General features: G+C 61.0%; 19 protein-coding genes. 8 read left to right on the top strand and 11 right to left on the bottom strand.

Annotated features, from left to right (window positions below; translation table 11 throughout):
- Positions 1 to 37: 37 nt before the first annotated feature.
- The 3 genes from JQS30_RS14260 to JQS30_RS14250 all read left to right on the top strand — a co-directional run bounded on the left by JQS30_RS14260 (position 38) and on the right by JQS30_RS14250 (position 3,647).
- Positions 38 to 2,029 (top strand): prolyl oligopeptidase family serine peptidase, encoded by a 1,992-nt coding sequence (locus JQS30_RS14260; RefSeq protein ID WP_213170909.1) that lies wholly within the window; start codon positions 38 to 40, stop codon positions 2,027 to 2,029.
- Positions 2,026 to 2,955: a S66 peptidase family protein gene (locus JQS30_RS14255; RefSeq protein WP_213170908.1), complete on the top strand. Its 930-nt coding sequence runs from the start codon at positions 2,026 to 2,028 to the stop codon at positions 2,953 to 2,955. Before JQS30_RS14260 ends, JQS30_RS14255 begins: the two co-directional genes overlap by 4 nt.
- Before the next feature lie 119 nt (positions 2,956 to 3,074).
- Entirely contained in the window at positions 3,075 to 3,647 is a 573-nt protein-coding gene (locus tag JQS30_RS14250; RefSeq protein ID WP_213170907.1) for an HdeD family acid-resistance protein, read from the top strand.
- Between the two features lie 21 nt (positions 3,648 to 3,668).
- Here the strand turns inward: JQS30_RS14250 and JQS30_RS14245 are convergent, their stop codons facing one another.
- The 6 genes from JQS30_RS14245 to JQS30_RS14220 form a co-directional block, all read right to left on the bottom strand.
- On the bottom strand, positions 3,669 to 4,043 hold the full coding sequence (locus JQS30_RS14245) for a DUF4180 domain-containing protein (RefSeq protein WP_213170906.1): 375 nt from the start codon (positions 4,041 to 4,043) through the stop codon (positions 3,669 to 3,671).
- Positions 4,044 to 4,202: 159 nt separating this feature from the next.
- A complete protein-coding gene (locus JQS30_RS14240; protein ID WP_213170905.1) occupies positions 4,203 to 4,760 on the bottom strand; it encodes a dihydrofolate reductase family protein in 558 nt (185 codons plus the stop codon).
- A 13-nt stretch (positions 4,761 to 4,773) separates the two neighbouring features.
- Positions 4,774 to 5,259, bottom strand: coding sequence for an SRPBCC family protein (locus tag JQS30_RS14235; RefSeq protein WP_213170904.1), 486 nt, complete (start codon positions 5,257 to 5,259; stop codon positions 4,774 to 4,776).
- Positions 5,256 to 5,621 (bottom strand): ArsR/SmtB family transcription factor, encoded by a 366-nt coding sequence (locus JQS30_RS14230; protein ID WP_213170903.1) that lies wholly within the window; start codon positions 5,619 to 5,621, stop codon positions 5,256 to 5,258. Before JQS30_RS14230 ends, JQS30_RS14235 begins: the two co-directional genes overlap by 4 nt.
- Positions 5,622 to 5,779: 158 nt before the next feature.
- Positions 5,780 to 6,319, bottom strand: a complete 540-nt coding sequence (locus JQS30_RS14225; RefSeq protein WP_213170902.1) for a DinB family protein — start codon at positions 6,317 to 6,319, stop codon at positions 5,780 to 5,782.
- 60 nt (positions 6,320 to 6,379) lie between these two features.
- Positions 6,380 to 6,766: a VOC family protein gene (locus JQS30_RS14220; protein WP_213170901.1), complete on the bottom strand. Its 387-nt coding sequence runs from the start codon at positions 6,764 to 6,766 to the stop codon at positions 6,380 to 6,382.
- Between the two features lie 136 nt (positions 6,767 to 6,902).
- On the opposite strand from JQS30_RS14220, the gene JQS30_RS14215 reads away from it, so the two are divergent.
- A complete protein-coding gene (locus JQS30_RS14215) occupies positions 6,903 to 7,808 on the top strand; it encodes an aminoglycoside phosphotransferase family protein (protein ID WP_213170900.1) in 906 nt (301 codons plus the stop codon).
- 36 nt (positions 7,809 to 7,844) lie between these two features.
- On the opposite strand, the gene JQS30_RS14210 is transcribed toward JQS30_RS14215, so the two are convergent.
- Positions 7,845 to 8,621, bottom strand: a complete 777-nt coding sequence (locus JQS30_RS14210; protein WP_213170899.1) for a siderophore-interacting protein — start codon at positions 8,619 to 8,621, stop codon at positions 7,845 to 7,847.
- Positions 8,622 to 8,754: 133 nt separating this feature from the next.
- Here JQS30_RS14210 and JQS30_RS14205 point away from each other — a divergent pair, with 133 nt between their 5' ends.
- Entirely contained in the window at positions 8,755 to 9,468 is a 714-nt protein-coding gene (locus JQS30_RS14205; protein ID WP_213170898.1) for a TetR/AcrR family transcriptional regulator, read from the top strand.
- Positions 9,469 to 9,488: 20 nt separating this feature from the next.
- Here JQS30_RS14205 and JQS30_RS14200 read toward each other — a convergent pair whose 3' ends face one another.
- Positions 9,489 to 10,262, bottom strand: a complete 774-nt coding sequence (locus JQS30_RS14200) for a thioesterase family protein (RefSeq protein WP_213170897.1) — start codon at positions 10,260 to 10,262, stop codon at positions 9,489 to 9,491.
- 263 nt (positions 10,263 to 10,525) lie between these two features.
- On the opposite strand from JQS30_RS14200, the gene JQS30_RS14195 reads away from it, so the two are divergent.
- The gene (locus tag JQS30_RS14195; RefSeq protein ID WP_213170896.1) at positions 10,526 to 11,110 is read left to right on the top strand and encodes a dihydrofolate reductase family protein; all 585 of its coding nucleotides are present in this window, start codon (positions 10,526 to 10,528) and stop codon (positions 11,108 to 11,110) included.
- A 28-nt stretch (positions 11,111 to 11,138) separates the two neighbouring features.
- Here JQS30_RS14195 and JQS30_RS14190 read toward each other — a convergent pair whose 3' ends face one another.
- Positions 11,139 to 12,293 (bottom strand): MalY/PatB family protein, encoded by a 1,155-nt coding sequence (locus JQS30_RS14190; protein ID WP_213170895.1) that lies wholly within the window; start codon positions 12,291 to 12,293, stop codon positions 11,139 to 11,141.
- Between the two features lie 197 nt (positions 12,294 to 12,490).
- Positions 12,491 to 12,757, bottom strand: coding sequence for a hypothetical protein (locus tag JQS30_RS14185; protein ID WP_213170894.1), 267 nt, complete (start codon positions 12,755 to 12,757; stop codon positions 12,491 to 12,493).
- 1,065 nt (positions 12,758 to 13,822) lie between these two features.
- Between JQS30_RS14185 and JQS30_RS14180 the strand changes: the two genes are divergently transcribed.
- A complete protein-coding gene (locus tag JQS30_RS14180) occupies positions 13,823 to 14,176 on the top strand; it encodes a transposase family protein (RefSeq protein WP_213170893.1) in 354 nt (117 codons plus the stop codon).
- Positions 14,177 to 14,342: 166 nt separating this feature from the next.
- A complete protein-coding gene (locus JQS30_RS17885) occupies positions 14,343 to 14,507 on the top strand; it encodes a transposase family protein (RefSeq protein ID WP_213170892.1) in 165 nt (54 codons plus the stop codon).
- Between the two features lie 489 nt (positions 14,508 to 14,996).
- Here JQS30_RS17885 and JQS30_RS14170 read toward each other — a convergent pair whose 3' ends face one another.
- Positions 14,997 to 15,896: a hypothetical protein gene (locus tag JQS30_RS14170; RefSeq protein WP_213170891.1), complete on the bottom strand. Its 900-nt coding sequence runs from the start codon at positions 15,894 to 15,896 to the stop codon at positions 14,997 to 14,999.
- Between the last annotated feature and the right edge of the window lie 4 nt (positions 15,897 to 15,900).

Raw genomic sequence — 15,900 nt, 5'->3', positions numbered from 1 at the left:
GACGACGCCAATACACGGCTAAGGAGAGGCGAAACCAATGACCACCGAGCTTCCATACGGTTCCTGGCCATCCCCGATCACCGTAGACATGGTCGCCGAGGGCGACGGACGCCCCGGTTTCCTCGGCATGGTGGGCTCCGAGGTCTGGTGGACCGTCCCGCGCCCCAGCGAAGGCGGACGCCGCGCTCTGGTGCGGCGTGACGCGACGGGAGACACTAAGACGGTCGTGCCCGCGCCGTGGAACGTACGCAACCGGGTCCACGAATACGGCGGCCAGCCTTGGGCGGGACACGCCCGTCCCACTGGCGGCCCCCTGCTGGTCTTCACCCACTATGACGACCAGCGCCTCTACGTGTTCGAACCTGATCTGGGAGGGCAACCGCGTCCGCTGACGCCAGATCCGGCCATTGCGGCGGGCCTGCGCTGGTGCGACATGGTCATTCGGCCCGAACTGGGTGAAGTGTGGGCCGTTCTCGAAGAGTTCACCAGCCCCAAACCCACCGACTTGCGGCGCCTCATCGTCGCCATTCCCTTGGACGGTTCGGCCGCCGCCGATCGCTCGGCGATTCGGGAACTGACCGACGATACGGACCGCTTCACCACGGGACCGCGCCTTAATCACGACAGCAGCCGCGCCGCGTGGATCTCCTGGAATCACCCCGACATGCCTTGGGACGCCACCGAGTTGAAGGTGGCAGAAGTGTCAGATAAGGGCGTCTTCGCCAATATCCGCACGGTGGCAGGAGGCGGGGACGAATCCATTTCCCAAGCCCAGTGGGCCCCCGACGGCACGCTCGTCTACGCGAGCGACCGCACCGGTTGGTGGAACCTGTACCGCCTCGATGAGGACACAGGAAAGGCGGTCAACCTCTACGAAGACGAGCGAGAATACGCCGGGCCACTATGGAGCATTGGTATGCGCTGGTTCGAGATTCTCCAGGATGGGCGCATCGCCACCATTCACGGAAAAGGCGAAGGCAAACTCGGTATCTTGGACCCCGCCACGGGCACGATCGAGAACATCGAGGGCCCCTGGACCGAGTGGGCACCCACCCTCGCCGCGCACAGAAACGACATCATCGGCCTCGCCGCCAGCCCGGCCACTAGCTATGAGATCGTCTCCGTCGACGCCACAACCACAGCCGCGCAGGTCATCGGCAACCATCACGCTGATCAGGTCGACCCGGCGTACTATCCGCAGCCACAGTCACGCACCTTCGCCGGGGTCGACGGGCGCGAAGTCCACGCCCACGTCTATCCACCCCGCAACCCGCGCTGTACCGCTCGAGAAGGTGAGCTTCCCCCATACGTAGTGTGGGTCCATGGTGGACCAACAAGCAACGTGCGGGCCACACTCGACCTAGAATTGGCCTACTTCACCTCCCGAGGCATTGGCGTGGTCAACGTCAACTACGGAGGCTCCACCAGCTACGGACGCGAATACCGCAACCGGCTGCGTCACCAATGGGGCATCGTCGATGTCGAAGACTGCGCGTCAGTGGCCCGACAACTGGCCCAAGAAGGAGAGGCCGACCCCGATCGCCTCGCCATTCGCGGCGGCAGCGCCGGCGGCTGGACATCGGCGGCGTCATTGGCATCGCCAGCGGCCGCAGGGCTATACGCCTGCGCGACCATTCAATACCCCATCCTCGACCTCTCGGGCTGGATGGGCGATGAGACCCACGACTTCGAGTCCCAATACCTGCACACCCTGATTGGGCCCTACTCGGAGGTGCCCGACCGCTACCGGGACCGCTCCCCGGTCAACCACGCCGAGCGAATCACAGCACCATTCGTTCTCCTGCAAGGGCTCGAAGACGCGATCTGTCCACCAATCCAAAGCGAAAAGCTCCTCGAAAGCATCGCGGGTAAAGGCATACCCCATGCCTACCTCACCTATGAGGGCGAACAGCATGGCTTCCGGCGAGCCTCCACCATCAAGAGCGCCATCGAGACCGAACACTCGCTGTACGCCCAGACATTCGGCTTCGACGGCCCCACCGGAACCGAGGTGAAACTACAACCATGACTTCCTTGAGACGACCGCGCCGCCTCGTAGCCGGCGACCGGGTGGCGATCATCAGCCCCAGCGGCCCGTTCCCGCCCGACAAACTCCAGGCGGGTCTGGACGTCATGCGCTCCTGGGGACTTGAGCCAGTCCTGTTGGACCACACACTCGACACTCACCCTCAGTTCTCCTATCTGGCCGGGACCGACGCCGACCGAGGCCGAGACTTTCAAGCCGCCTGGAGCGACCCCACCTTCGCGGCGGTCATTTCCGCCCGCGGAGGCTATGGCACTCAACGGATGCTCGAACACGTTGACTGGCAGGCGTTGCGACAGCTCGAGCCGAAGGCATATGTGGGGTTCAGCGACGCCACCCCATTGCACGAGGCGATCAACGTACGGCTAGGAGTCGCCACGATTCACGGCCCCATGCCCGCCTGGACAGTGTTTATCGAAGACGGCGAAACCCAAGAACACCTACGCCAGACCTTGTTCGAACCCGAAAGCGTCCAGAAAATCGCCCCAACCACCGCCCGCACCTTGGTGCCGGGACGGGCCACAGGCGTAACTTTCGGTGGCTGCGTCAGCCTGTTGTCCTCCGGCATCGGAACGCCCGAAACCCGCGCTCGCGCCGAGGGCGGCATCCTCATCATCGAAGACCTGGAAGAGGAAGACTATCGGCTCGACCGCATCCTCACCCAATTGCGGCGCACTGGCTGGCTTGACAACCTCGCGGGCGTCGTCGCGGGTTCGTGGACGGACTGTCGTCCCTCTTACGAGCAGATCCGCGCGGTCCTGATCGACCGCCTCGGTGACTACAACGTGCCCATAGTGGAGGAATTTCGCTTTGGGCACTGCCGCCCCTCCTGGACCATCCCCCTAGGCGTTTCCGCCACCCTCGACGCCGACGCGGGAACCCTCGTCTTGGACGTTCCAGCCCTGACCTGACCGAACACCTGACACCAGCGCGGAACCTGGCACACCCGAGAATCGCCCACATCGCGACAAACGCTCGCGATGTGGGCGATTCGGCTCCGCGCCAGGCGCACTCGGGTTACGTTCGAGAAATGGACACCGTACTGACCGTCAAATGGCGACTCATCGTCGCCCGGGGCCTGCTGGCAGTAGTCATTGGTTTGCTTCTGATCGCATGGCCCGACCTCTCACTCGTCACCGCGATCGTCCTGTTCGGGAGCTATGCGCTGGCCGATGGGCTCATCACCATCTTCATCAGTTTTACGCGCCGCAGCGAGGATCGTTGGATTCCGCTGGTCCTAGGTTGGGTTGGAATCCTGATCGCGGTCTTCATCCTCGCGTGGCCGGACAAAACGACTGCACTACTGTTGTGGACGGCTGCGGCGTGGGCCCTCACCTCCGGTATCGGATACATGGTGCTGGCCTATCGATCTAAGGGCGAGGGCGCCTCAATGAGTTTGTTCGGCGCGATCGGTCTCATCACAGTGGTCTTGGCGTTGTTGTTGGCCGTACGCCCCGATGCTCCATTCGCGACGGTGGCGACGACCTTCGGTGTCTTCGCGGTGGCATGGGGAGTGCTGAGCGTCGTTCTCGGCGTTCGGTTGCGAGACATTGTCGCTCAGCTGCGGCGAGGCGAGGTATCACATCCAGAGCAGATGCCCTGATTCTTTGAGGCCGCCCGCGACTTAGCGTCGCGCTGGGCGGGTGGCCAGGCGCGCTTCGAATTCTTCCCGGTTGGTCTGGAACCACATGTTGGTGCCGCGATTGGATTCGCGTACGAAGTCGTCGAAGGCCGCGCTGCCGTGTCGCCATGGTTCGATATCGCCCAGCACGGCCAGGGCTACGCCGTAATTGGCCCCCTTGAGCATGATCTCACCGGCCGTCCGTGTCGAGAGGTCGAAAAAATCCTGGTGGAGGCGGGAAACAGGTATCGCGATCACGTCCACCCCACTGAACGAGGCATTGCCGATCAGGTCGATGATGGCTCCTCCAGCTGTGATCGGCTCCCCGGTGGGCTCGAGATACTCCACGGTGAACCCGTGGATTTCAATGACAGACATGCGGTTCAGCCTAGGGCGGCGACCGCTAGGGGCACAAGTTGATTAACCCGAGCCCTCGGCGGCGTCCCAAATATGAGGAATGCCGCCGAGGCGCCCCAGTGTCGAAGCGTGGATATGAGGCCGCCAGCGGTTGCTAAAGGCATCGAGGGAATCTGTGGATCACGGTCGCGGACGATAGTTCACCACCGCCATACCGCAGGCAAATGAGGTGGCGGTAACCAGTTCGAGCTGCTGATATCCCTGCGGTGTGAACACGGGCATGCCTTTGCCGATGGCCGTCGGGTTGACGAAGAGGTGAATGTCGTCAACCAGGTTCGCCGCCAGCAGCGCCGAGACGAGCGTTCCCCCTCCATAGGCGATGATGTCGCCTCCGGGCTGGTCCTTGAGCTGATTGATCGTCTCCACCAGGTCCCCGCCCTTGACCGTGGCGTTTTCCCAGGGCGATTCGGTCAAGCTATCGGAAATGACAACCTTGGGCGTCGTATTGAATTTGTCGATAGTGGACTGTTGCTCGCCTTCCGGCTGCGAAGCCCAATGGGGAATGAACCCCTCGGCGAGCTTACGGCCCAAGACAATGCAATCGACGGGCTTGGTCAAAGCGTCGACATAGGAACTAAGGTCGCTTGACCACGGGTGCGAGACCCAGTCCATTTCGCCGTTGGGACCGGCCATGTATCCGTCGGCGCTGACCTGGGTTTGCAGTTTGAAAGTGCGCATGTTCGGTCTCCCTCTATTCGTCCAAGAGGGCGTCCATTTGGCCCATCGCTTGTTTAATGCCCTCCATCGCCCCCATGGCGACGATTTGCTCCAGCTGCTCGCGGGTGTCGTACGAGGAGACCATCTGCATGTACGTGACGCCGTTGTGTTCTTCGAAGTTCACCCGGGTCGCTGATTGGGGAAGGGATTCGACCTCCTGGCCTTCTTGGTCCGCGAAGCTGTCGACGAACTCCAGCGAGGTCGGCCGGTCAACCTCGGTGATGCGCCAACGGCCAGGGATTTTATCTCCCTCGGGGCCGGTCATATGGTAGGCGACATCGCCGCCAGGGGAGAAATCGTGCTCGGTGACCGTCGCCGGATAGGTCGGCGGTCCCCACCATTTCTCCAGTTTGCGCGGGTTGGCCCACAGCTCCCAGACTTTTTCAATCGGAGCGGTGAACTCGGCGGTCACCGTCAACGTGCAGGAGTCGAGATCTTTCTCGACACTGGTCACAGTCATGATTTCGTCCCTTTCGGTGGATTGTGGCCTGAGTCCTCAGCCAGGAGGGCCGACATGCGGTCGATGCGACCGCGCCATGTCGCCTCCAGCTGATCGAGGGCCAGTTTGGCTTTGCGCAGGGCCTCGGGGTCGGTGCGCACCCGTTGCTCCCGTCCATGTCGTTCCTTGGTGACCAGGCCGGCGCGTTCGAGCACGACCACGTGTTTTTGTACGGCGGCGAAACTCATCGGATATTGCGCGGCCAGTCCTGACACCGACATCTCTCCGGCGAGGCAGCGGCGCAGGATGTCACGCCGGGTGGCATCGGCTAGCGCGTGGAAAAGCTCGTCAACGACCTCGTCGGTCAATTCATCTACAACCATTTGGTTGTAGATTAGCATAGGTTGATCCCACTCGAACATTTTTCAGCAAAGACTGTCTCTGGCCCACCCCGCAAGAGAAGCTAGCCGCAGATGAACCAGGCCAAAGCCCGGCGAACTCGCCCAGGGGAAGTGGGACCCAACAAGAGGCCCCACCGCGTCTACTCCCCGGTCAACCCATCGATGGTCTCGCGGATGAGATCAGCATGGCCGTTATGCCGCGCGTCTTCCTCGATCATGTGGCACAACATCCAGCGCAAGCTAATCTGGGTCCCATCCGGCCACGCCTTGGCGGACATGGTTGACACCCCGCCATCGGCAAGGGCCTCATCCACCAGTTGGCCCGAGCGTGCGACCGCCTCATTCCACAGCGCATACAGCTGATCGGGCGAGTCCTCAGCCGCGGAATTCCAATCCCAGTCGCGATCGGCCTCCCAATCCACATCTTTCCAAGGAGCTTCTGGGGTACGGTCGTGGAGAAAGTACGCAAACCAATACTGCTCCACCCAGGCCAGGTACTTCAGCATTCCCCCAAGGGTCATGGACGAATCCCCGACCGAGACACTCAAGCCAGATGAGTCCAGCCCCTGAGTCTTCCAGGCGAAAGTGGCGCGCTGGAAGTCGAGGAAACCGAGCAAAGTGGCCCGCTCATCAGCATTCGGAGGCGGCTCAGGCCGACCTTGTTCATCGATAGTGCTCATGACCAGAGCCTACGGCCGCCAAAGCGCATCTTCCAGCGCTTTTACTCGCCGTCTTTGCGCCTAGCTCCCCAGCGGAGACCGCGCGATCCAACACAGACAAAACGGGTGCCCGGCTGGATCGGCATACACCTGAAACCTGTCGGGCTCGGGGCTATCGGCGGCCTCCTGCAACAACGTCGCACCCAACGACATCACCTGCGCGTGCGCGGCCTCAAAATCCTCCACCCACAAATCCAGATGCACTTGCTGTTTGCGTTCCCCATCGGGCCACTGGGGAGGCAAGTGATCCCTCGCCAACTGCACGCCCACGCGCGCCTTGCCCTCGACGAGCACCATATGCCAGTCATCCTCGGCATCGACAGTGCCGCCCAGCACGCCAGCCCAAAACGCACTCTCCTCGGCGAGATTAGCAGCGTCGAATACCACAACTTGGTGATTGATCTTCATGGCGACATGGTCCCACGAGCGGGCGACATCTTTCCCAACTCGGAGGAACAGCGCATCACGGCGACAATGCCTACTCGGCCCGGTCATCAACGAAAATAGCTGTTCAATCCAGATCGGAAACTGCTAACTTTCAGCGGTGATAACCGCTGAAGAACTTGTGAAACAGGGAAGCGCCCTGCACGACCGATTCGGAACCGAACGCGCCGATGCCTTCGGCCAGGCGCTCCCAGCCCTGGTGGACGACCTCACCAGAGGCTGGAGAGTTCAAATCGAGTCGTTGTATTCCTCTGGCGCGACCTCGATCGCACTAGCGGTCAGCTCGCAGGAGCACGGCCTCGCCGTCCTCAAACTCAGCCCGGACACGGAATTCCTGGCGCGACAGGTCACTATGCTGCGCCACCTCGCTGACACTGGGCGAGTTCCACAGATCTTTGCCCACGACCCGAGCGCCGGTGGGGTGCTGATGGAGCGCATCATCCCGGGGGACGAAGTCGGCTCGACTCAACCCCGCCCCACTTTGGAGGACTGGGCGAGCCTGCTGCGCGACCTACACGGCGCGCCCACGGCCGGGGTCACCGACACCCTTCGGGCCCGCTGCGAAGACATGATCGAACGCATCTCAGACCGACAGCGCAAGCCATCGGTGCGCGACCACGTGCCCGACAAGCTTTGGAACCGCATTGTCGAGGCATGTCGGGAATTGCTGCGAACCGACCGCGAAAAGGTCGTGATCCACGGAGATCTACATCTGGGTAACGTTCTGCATGGTGGGAAGCGAGGACTGGTCGCGATCGACCCGAAAATGTGCGTCGGTGACCGATGCTTCGACATGGTCGATTTCGTGGCCGCCGAAGGCGGCCCCACCGAAATGACAGCCCGCGCGCACCGCCTAGCCCAGCTGACGGAGATCGACCCGGCCCGGTTGCTGCGCTGGAGCCACGTCAATGCCGTCGTGACAGCAATATCGAGCCTGACCTGGCGTGCCCCTAGCCGCCGGACTGAAGACCTACTGGCCTTCGCCCGCGCTGGACTCGCGGACTGACCGTTCACACCGGCTGGGGGCACCGTTGGCCTTCCCTCAATGGTGCAAGCCGCGTTTGCCTGGGGTCCAGAATGGTTTGACAATGATGGCTTTGCGGTCCCAGCCGCGGTCATTGAGCAAGTGGGAGCGGATGGCCTGACAGGTTCGTGCCTCTCCCACCAGGTAGGCGGCCCCTCCATCGGTGGGGAGGTCAAGTTGCTTCACCGCCGCTAGCAGCACTTCTGAGGAGGCGGCCGACGCCGTTCCTCGGTAAGCACGGCCTAGGCGGTGCGGCCCTGGAACCGGAGGCTCATCGTCTGGGGAAGCACTTTCGATGACGCCGTACACCTGTGCCTGGGCGGGTAGTTCGCGCAACAGCGGAGCGATTCCGCAGGCGCCGGTTTCCTCGACCGCGAAGAGGTGGAACTGCGCGTTCTTGACCGCAAAGTCTCCCTGCGGCCCCCAGTAGGTGAGTTCATCGCCCACAGCGACATTGCGCAGCCACGATAGGCCGATTCCGTCGCCACCGTACAGGTGCGCGCGTAGCTCGAACTCGCACTTTTCTACCGACCGGTCCCAGATCGTGTAGGTGCGTAGCGTCTCGCCGGGGCGAAAGATCCCGTAGAGCGACAGCGGGTCGTTGATCTGCACCCGCACATGTTGGCCAGGGGTGTAATCCCAGTTGGGCACCTCCTCAGAATGAATGCGGACCCGCACCATGGTCGCGGTCACCATGTCGACCTCGGTGACGGTTCCCTGAGCGTAGTGGTCGGACAGCAGCCGCGCCAGCGGGTTGCGGCGGGTTGCGGTGCGGGTGGATGGTCGGCTATTCACGGTTGCCTCCTGGATCGTGGCGTCGAACTAAGGTTCAATAGGTACTTAATTTATTTATATCCTATAAATGGTTCGAGAACCACTATACAATCAATCGGACGTCCGGAAACGAAGTGGTGAGGAGCCCAACTCAATGGCAACGCGATCAGACCAACGCAAGCAGCGCCTGCGGCAAGCCACGATGGACGAAATACGCACCACCGCGCGGCGATTGCTGGTCGAACGCGGCGCAAACGCCGTCACCATCAACGCCGTCGCCCGGGACATGGGCCTGAGCGGACCAGCGCTATATCACTACTACGCGGGGCATGAGGAGCTAGTTGAAGCGCTGGTGGCCCAGTTCTATGGCGAACTGACCAGTGCTTTGATCCAGGCGCGCGACCAGAGGGCGTCCGAGACGCCAGTCGCCAGGCTGCTGGAAGTCTGCCGGGCCATGCGGACCTGGGTGGTGGCGCATCCCGCCGAGTTCAACTGGATCTTTACCAAGCCAGTGCCCAGTACCCTGGACGATTCCGAGCGCGAACGGGCCGGGGCGCGATTCGAAGGCGTATTCCTGGACCTGTTCGTGCAGATATGGCGCGAGGCGCCCTTTCCCGTGCCTGAACTAGAGGGCTTGGACGCGTCGGTGCGAGAACAGCTGGCCGTCTATGTCGCCGAGCGCGGAGATTGCCTGCCCGTAGCAGCGGCGCACGTGTTCCTCACCTGCTGGACCCGTCTATACGGGCTGCTGTGCATGGAGGCCCTGGGCCAGCTCGACTTCGCCTTCACTGACGTCGAACCGGTCTTCGAACAGACATTGCGCGAGATTGTGGAGGGGCTAAACGGGGAGTATGCTCCGCCGCGCTGAAATACCGTGACTCGCCCACCCTAGGGGTTAAGGGGCCGTACCGTCAGGCTTTGCGAGACGACCCCGAACGGCCCCGCCTCGTCGTGCATCGTGCTGTGGGTTAGGCCGTGACCCTGTGGCCCGAATGACACGGTGGTGTCGTAACCGATCCACCCATCCATGGGGCTACGGAACAGGTGCGCGGTCAGGTCGACATTGGGAAAGGCGACCTCTTCGGGAGAGACACGCACCGTCAAACCATTGGCGACGTCGAACATGCCTGCGGCGCGTGCCAGCGGGCTAACGGGTTCGGCGAGCAAGGGCACGTCGGTGTTGACCCAGAACTGGGCCCGACCCGGTTCGATCTGTTCGCGGCGCACCTGGGCTGAGGCGATAAAGCCACCCTGCCAGATCGAGGCCGGGTCCCAGGTGGGCATTTCGAGGGGAGCGCGCAGACGCGGGTACGCAGTGCCCTCCAGTATGGAAGTGTCGCTGGTCGACATGAGCCACGCCCGCAATACGACTGTCGGGCGGCCCGCGTGCGTGATGGTGCATTCGACAAGTTCGATGGTGCGCCCGGGCCGAAGCACTTTCGTGTCAATGGTGAACTGCTCCATGGGCAGGGGGCCGAGGATGTCGTAGGACAACCTGGAGAGGCGAAGCCCGTCGTCGCGGCGTCGGTCGCGGTCGGTTTCCACCTCGTGGGCCATCAGGCCCAAAGCTGGCGCGATGTGTTGGTCCTTGACCGCCCATGCCCCGCTGACATGCTCGGTGGGTCGAAGGGTGTGCGCGTCGAGGCGGTCGAAGTAGAACATGGCCTCAGTCTTCCTGATCGAAAAGGCCCTCTCGTAAGCCACCCATAAGCTGCTTTTTTGTTCGTTTACCAGCGCGAACTGGCCCTGGGGCCTCCGGCATCGGGCCCTTTGGCGTCGCGGGGCTCGATGTGCCCCTTTATATCGCGCTCTCTGTGGGTTCGGTGGCGATCGCCACCGGAGTGGGGCGATGAGTTTCGTGCTGTCAGCTCGTCATACTTCCGAACGTCAACGTCATTTGGCGCACTGCCTAGGAGGGAAGCACGATGCCCAAAGTCTTTACTCACATGACGATGTCTCTCGATGGCTACATCGCGCAGCCAGACGACCAGGTGGGTGAGCTCTTCGAATGGTATGAGGCCGGAGAGGTGGTCGTGCCGGGGGGCGACGAAGCCAACTCCTTCCGCGTCGATGCGGCAGGGGCGGAGGTATTGAGCGACCTGATCGGCAACACCGGGGCGCTCATCACCGGCCGGCGACTGTTCGATATTGCCCAGGGATGGAACGATCAGCATCCAGTTGGGGCCCCCGTTATCGTGGTCACGCATCGGCCTGATGACGAGGCCGAAAAATGGCCGAACACCACCTTCGTGGATGGCATCGCGCCAGCGATTGCGCAGGCGAAGGAGCTCGCTGGTGGCAAAGACGTTGTCATCGCCAGTGCCAACGTGGCGCAGCAGGCACTCGCGCTCGGGGCGGTGGACGAGGTTTGCGTCAGTCTAGTGCCGGTGCTCTTTGGCGAGGGCATCCCCTATTTTTCCCGCCTTGACGATGGCCACCTACTGCTTGAAGATCCGATTGTCGTTCAAGGAAAGCGGGCCCTTCACCTTCGGTATCCGGTACGTCGATAGCCTCGGTCCCCGGTAAGGGATAAGTCGATCAGCCTTGGCTGTTGTGAGCCCGCGCCATTCGATCGATCGCCTCGGTGATCGTCTCAGGCGCGCAGGCCAGATTCATGCGGGCATACCCGGCGCCTTCGGCTCCGAAGGCATGCCCGGGCAATAGGGCGACCTTGGCGTGTTCGAGTGCGAAGGCGGCCGGGTCCTCACCCCAACCGACCCCACGCAGGTCGAGCCAAGCCAAGTAGGTGGCCGAAGCGGAACGAAGCCGCGCCTGGGGCAGCTTGGTCGCTAGTTCCTTTTGTAGAAGGGCAAAGTTGTTCTCGATGGTCGCGAGCGTGGCAGCGAGCCATTCGCGCCCGTGGTCGAAACCTTCACGTGTGGCCATGAGACCGAAAAGGCCCGCCCGGGCGGTGACTTCTTCAGGCAGGGAACGGATCAGCTGGGTCATGCGGTCCGACTCGGCGACGAACAGCGCGCCTTTGAGTCCGGCTAGGTTGAAGGCCTTACTTCCAGACTCAGCCGCGATGCCGTGCGCACGTGCTTCGTCAGACACGGTCAGGTATGGGGTGAACGTGACGCCGTGATGGGTCAGGGGAGCATGAATCTCGTCGCTGACCACGACAGCATCATGCCGGGCGACGATGCGGGAGAGCTCGAGAAGCCTCTGGCGTGAGTGGACGAGGCCGACCGGGTTGTGAGGGCTGCACAGCAGCACCGCGCGGGCACCGGCGGCCAATGCCTGGTCGATTCCCTCTAGGTCCAAACTGTAGGTTTGCTCGTCGTCGCGAAGCGGAACCTCGACCACGGTGCCGCCAGCTTCGGGCACCAGGTCGAAGAATGGTGGGTACGTCGGCGGGTTGATGATGACGCCGTCGCCGGGGCCTATCAGTCGGCGCAGGGCTTCGACGATGACGACGCTGACATCGGTCGTGTAGCCCATGCGCTGTGGGGAGGGGGACCATCCCCAAGTATCGGCGGCGAAGCGCGCGAAGGCTTCGGCGGCGCTAGCGTCACGCGCGTTGACATATCCGGTGTCGCCTCGCTCGAGTGCCGCTTGCAGGGTGGTTTTGATGGCGGGGGCGAGGGGGAAGTCCATTTCGGCCACGAACATGGGCAGAACGTCGTCCGGGTAGGCAGCCCACTTTTCGCTGGTTCGTCTCCTCAAGGTGGCCATTTCATCGGCAGTGGTCATAACTGGGCCCTCCTCGCTCGTATGCGTTCACCATGGATGCCGCTGGATGCGGGCGCACTGCTTTCGTTTGAACCTAGCCGATTGGCTCCACAGCGGCGAAACCCTTCTTGAGCGGATAGGCAGCGGCGGACGTCTAACCGGGCAAAGGGCAAGGCCAGGAGCTGGGGGAGAACGTCGCACAACGCGGCCACTTAATGTCAACGGAACCAGAGGATCCATTCTTCAGTCACATACCTGGCTATAAGCAAGGTCAGATTAAAGACCAGTGCGCTGGTCAAGAACACCCACTTTGTTTTGTGGGTCTTGTTGAACATGTGCAGTACTAGGAATATGGTCAGGACTATTCCGATAAACGGGGCAATAAACCCAATTCCGACGACGGCCACGATGCCGAATGCAAGGGTCGACCACTTGCCGTCATTCGCGATTTCTTGCCGGGTATTTTCCCTACTGCGGGTATTCACTAATTCACCACATAAATTGTCGAGACACAGAAACGTTGCTCGTTCCTAGGTCTACCTCATGAGAGGGGCGTACGCAAAGGCGTGCGACATCGGGCGAAGTCGCACACAGCGTGTGCGCTGGATACAGGATGTGCCAATGTTTCTGGCGGCCGTTGGTGGCAATATCGATCGACGGCGTCGGTCATCTTCGGTGTATGCGGGCCAATGCCCGCCGGGGTTTGATGAAGCCGCAGGCAAGCGTGACTGGAAGTTGGCGGCTGGAGGCGAATCCCATGTGTACAAGATCCGTACTCGAAGCAGCCCAATTGCGGACAAAAAGAAAGGCGCTACCGCCTGAACTGCGGTAACACCCTGGTTTGGTGGAGCTAAAGAGAGCTTCTCCGAACGTAAAACCGCAGCTAGTGACGTTGCTCGGTCAGCTCAATTACCTCCAATTTCGGACCAGGAAGAAACCTGACCCCTTGCCGCCCGAATCCCACATGCATCCCACCACACCACATGCCATCAAGAGGCGGCTGAGCGCTGAACAGCTAGAGAGCTTGGCCGAACGATTCACCCGAGGAACAACGCAGACGGCCCTGGCACACCAGTTCGTGATCAGCCTAAGCGGCGTGAAACCAATACTCAGGGTGCACGGCGGCCGATGAGATCAACTCTCCGGCAAGTATGCACTGTGCCAGAGTCGTTCGACGCTTGCGGCCGTTCCGGTTGCCAGCCATTGGTGCGTCAGCGGACACGGCCAGTAGACCGCCAGAGTCAATAAGGACCGCATGGCTAGTCGAGCATTCGTAGTTCAAACTTAGAGTGACGATTCCCCGATCAAAAATCGGAATCAAGATGCTACTACTGCATCAGCGATACCCTCGCCGAAGCCCCTGCGCTGATGCAAACTAGGTTTTAGGCTATTCCCCGATGATCCGGTCAGCTGCGGATCTATAGGCATGGAACAGGGACGCTTTCTAATATAGAGGCTTATGCATAAGCCCCTGATCGGGTGACTGGTCGAGCATAAAAAAGCAACGGTTCGTTGTTTTAAGTGTGAAGCAAAAAACAAGAAGCAAACCGTTGCAGGTTCACGGTATCACGGGCCTTGAAGAATCAGTGTTTTACCTGGTGGTGGAAGAAGTGGCGATTCATCTGGAACATCAGTGGGAGGCGACATCAGGACGACAGAGGTCCCTAGACCTACCAGCAGCAGTAGCGATCACGCTCGCCTACCTTCGCCATAACCTCACCCAACGCTTTCTAGCCTCCACGTTCAACGTTCATCAAGCCACCATCTTTGGCACCATCACCACACTCACACCCCCCATCGCCGAGGCACTCACCCCCATGATCCCCACCAAGGAAGAAGCCCGATCAACCGCACACGGCACCGTCGTTCTCATCAACGGAACCCTGTGTCCGACCCGGTCATAGCGCGGAAAGAAAGAAAAGTACAACGGCAAACACCACCGCACCGGTCACACCCTGACTGTCATCTCCACACTCGAAGGCCAAACAGTGTATATCTGCGACTCCTAACCCGGAGCCACCCACGACAAAACCGCCTCGACCAGGCCCGACGTCGCCTCAATTCTGGAAAGTGCACACTGCCATCGGAGACAAAGGCTACCAAGCAACACCATGCCTAACCCCGTACAAGAACTATCGAAACCAGCCACTCACCACCGCACAACAACAGGTGAACTCCCAGATCAATAAACTCCGCGCCCCCGTTGAACGTGCCATCGCCCAACCAAAAAACTGACGCATCCTCCACACCAACTACCGCCGCCCACCCCACACCTGGAACCACACACTCCAAGCCACCAAAACACCCCACTTCCTTAAACAAACAACAAACCGTTTTGCATAAGCCTCAGAGGTTGTATACTCTTGCTGGAATCTCACCCGCTATGCAAATCCTCGTGGCAGACAACGGTATTCCAAATCTCGATCGAGAAGTTACTCAAACCTTCAACCTGATTCGTCTTTCCTACGAACGGCCATTGCTTCGAGACGTTCCGCATCCGGGTGGCGACGTTGAGACTATCGGGTCGGAAAGCAATTGATGTCACCATAGAACTCTGAATACAAGCAGAGAAACATGGTTGTGTATCCCGATCTACACTGTTGGCAATGTGGCAAAATTTCTCATCGGCACGTCCCGACTCCAGGGAGGCACAGCGTCGAGACTTGATCTGCTGTAAACCCTTCAAATCCCGCTTACTCACTCGATTCGGACGAACTCTTAAACCTATCCGTCTGGAGGCCCTAAAACGCACCGGTAGAGCGCTTGGATCACTAAGTGGGCTTCTCGAGCTAGTAGGTCTTTGGCGTGGTGGTGGAGGGGGATCGCTAGGTGGGGGTGGTCGCCTGTTTCGATGCGGAGTAGCAGGCGGGTTATCACTAGTAGTTGTGCGAGGTGGCCTGTGGGTGTGTCGAGGATGTGTGCGAAGTGTCGGCGTATCTGTGCGATTAGGTCGGGGTTGGTGAGGCTGTAGCACAGCAGGGTGGCCGCGTCGTATCCTGCGGGGGCGGTTCCCCAGTGTTCCCAGTCCATGATGGCCAGGTCGGGTGCGGTGAGGTTGGCCCAGTGAAGGTCACCGTGGGCGGTAGTCCAGTGGGTGATGGTGGGGTCGATGCGATCGCCGAAGAACACTTGTAGTCGTCGGGTCGCTTCTTCTTGGGTGACTCTGCTGCGGGGGGTTGGTTGGCTGGCGAGGCTGTCAAGGTTGCGTCTCAGCGTTTCCCACCATTTGCTAGGTAGGTTGAGTTCCGCTGGTGGTTCTTCAGTTTGCGAGCACGGTGCATCCTTGACCAACGTCATTACCTCGGCTCGCATGACTTTCCAATGTTCGTTCCATGTGTGCGTGTCCAGGACGCGGGGCTTGCTGATGTTGGTGAGGGTGTTGGCGTCGCTATTGCCCGTCCAGGTGTCTCCGTGTGCCCACTGTGGGAATTCAGAGACGACACGTAGCCAGCATGTTCCGTGTCGGGGACCGGTTGCGGCGGCTCCGATGGTGCGTAGCCGCCAACCGTAGACCGGTTCGCCGCTGAGGTTGAGTCCGAAGTGTTCGGCGGCGTGGTTGAGGCTTGATCGCATGAGAGCCTGGTGGTTCTCATCGGCCGCATCAGTGTCGAGTTGGGAATTCATGCCG

It is taken from the genome of Natronoglycomyces albus (genome assembly GCF_016925535.1).
In the GTDB taxonomy this organism is placed as follows: domain Bacteria; phylum Actinomycetota; class Actinomycetes; order Mycobacteriales; family Micromonosporaceae; genus Natronoglycomyces; species Natronoglycomyces albus.
The sequence above is the reverse complement of the archived record's forward strand: the minus strand, read 5'-3'. Positions and strand labels throughout refer to the sequence as shown.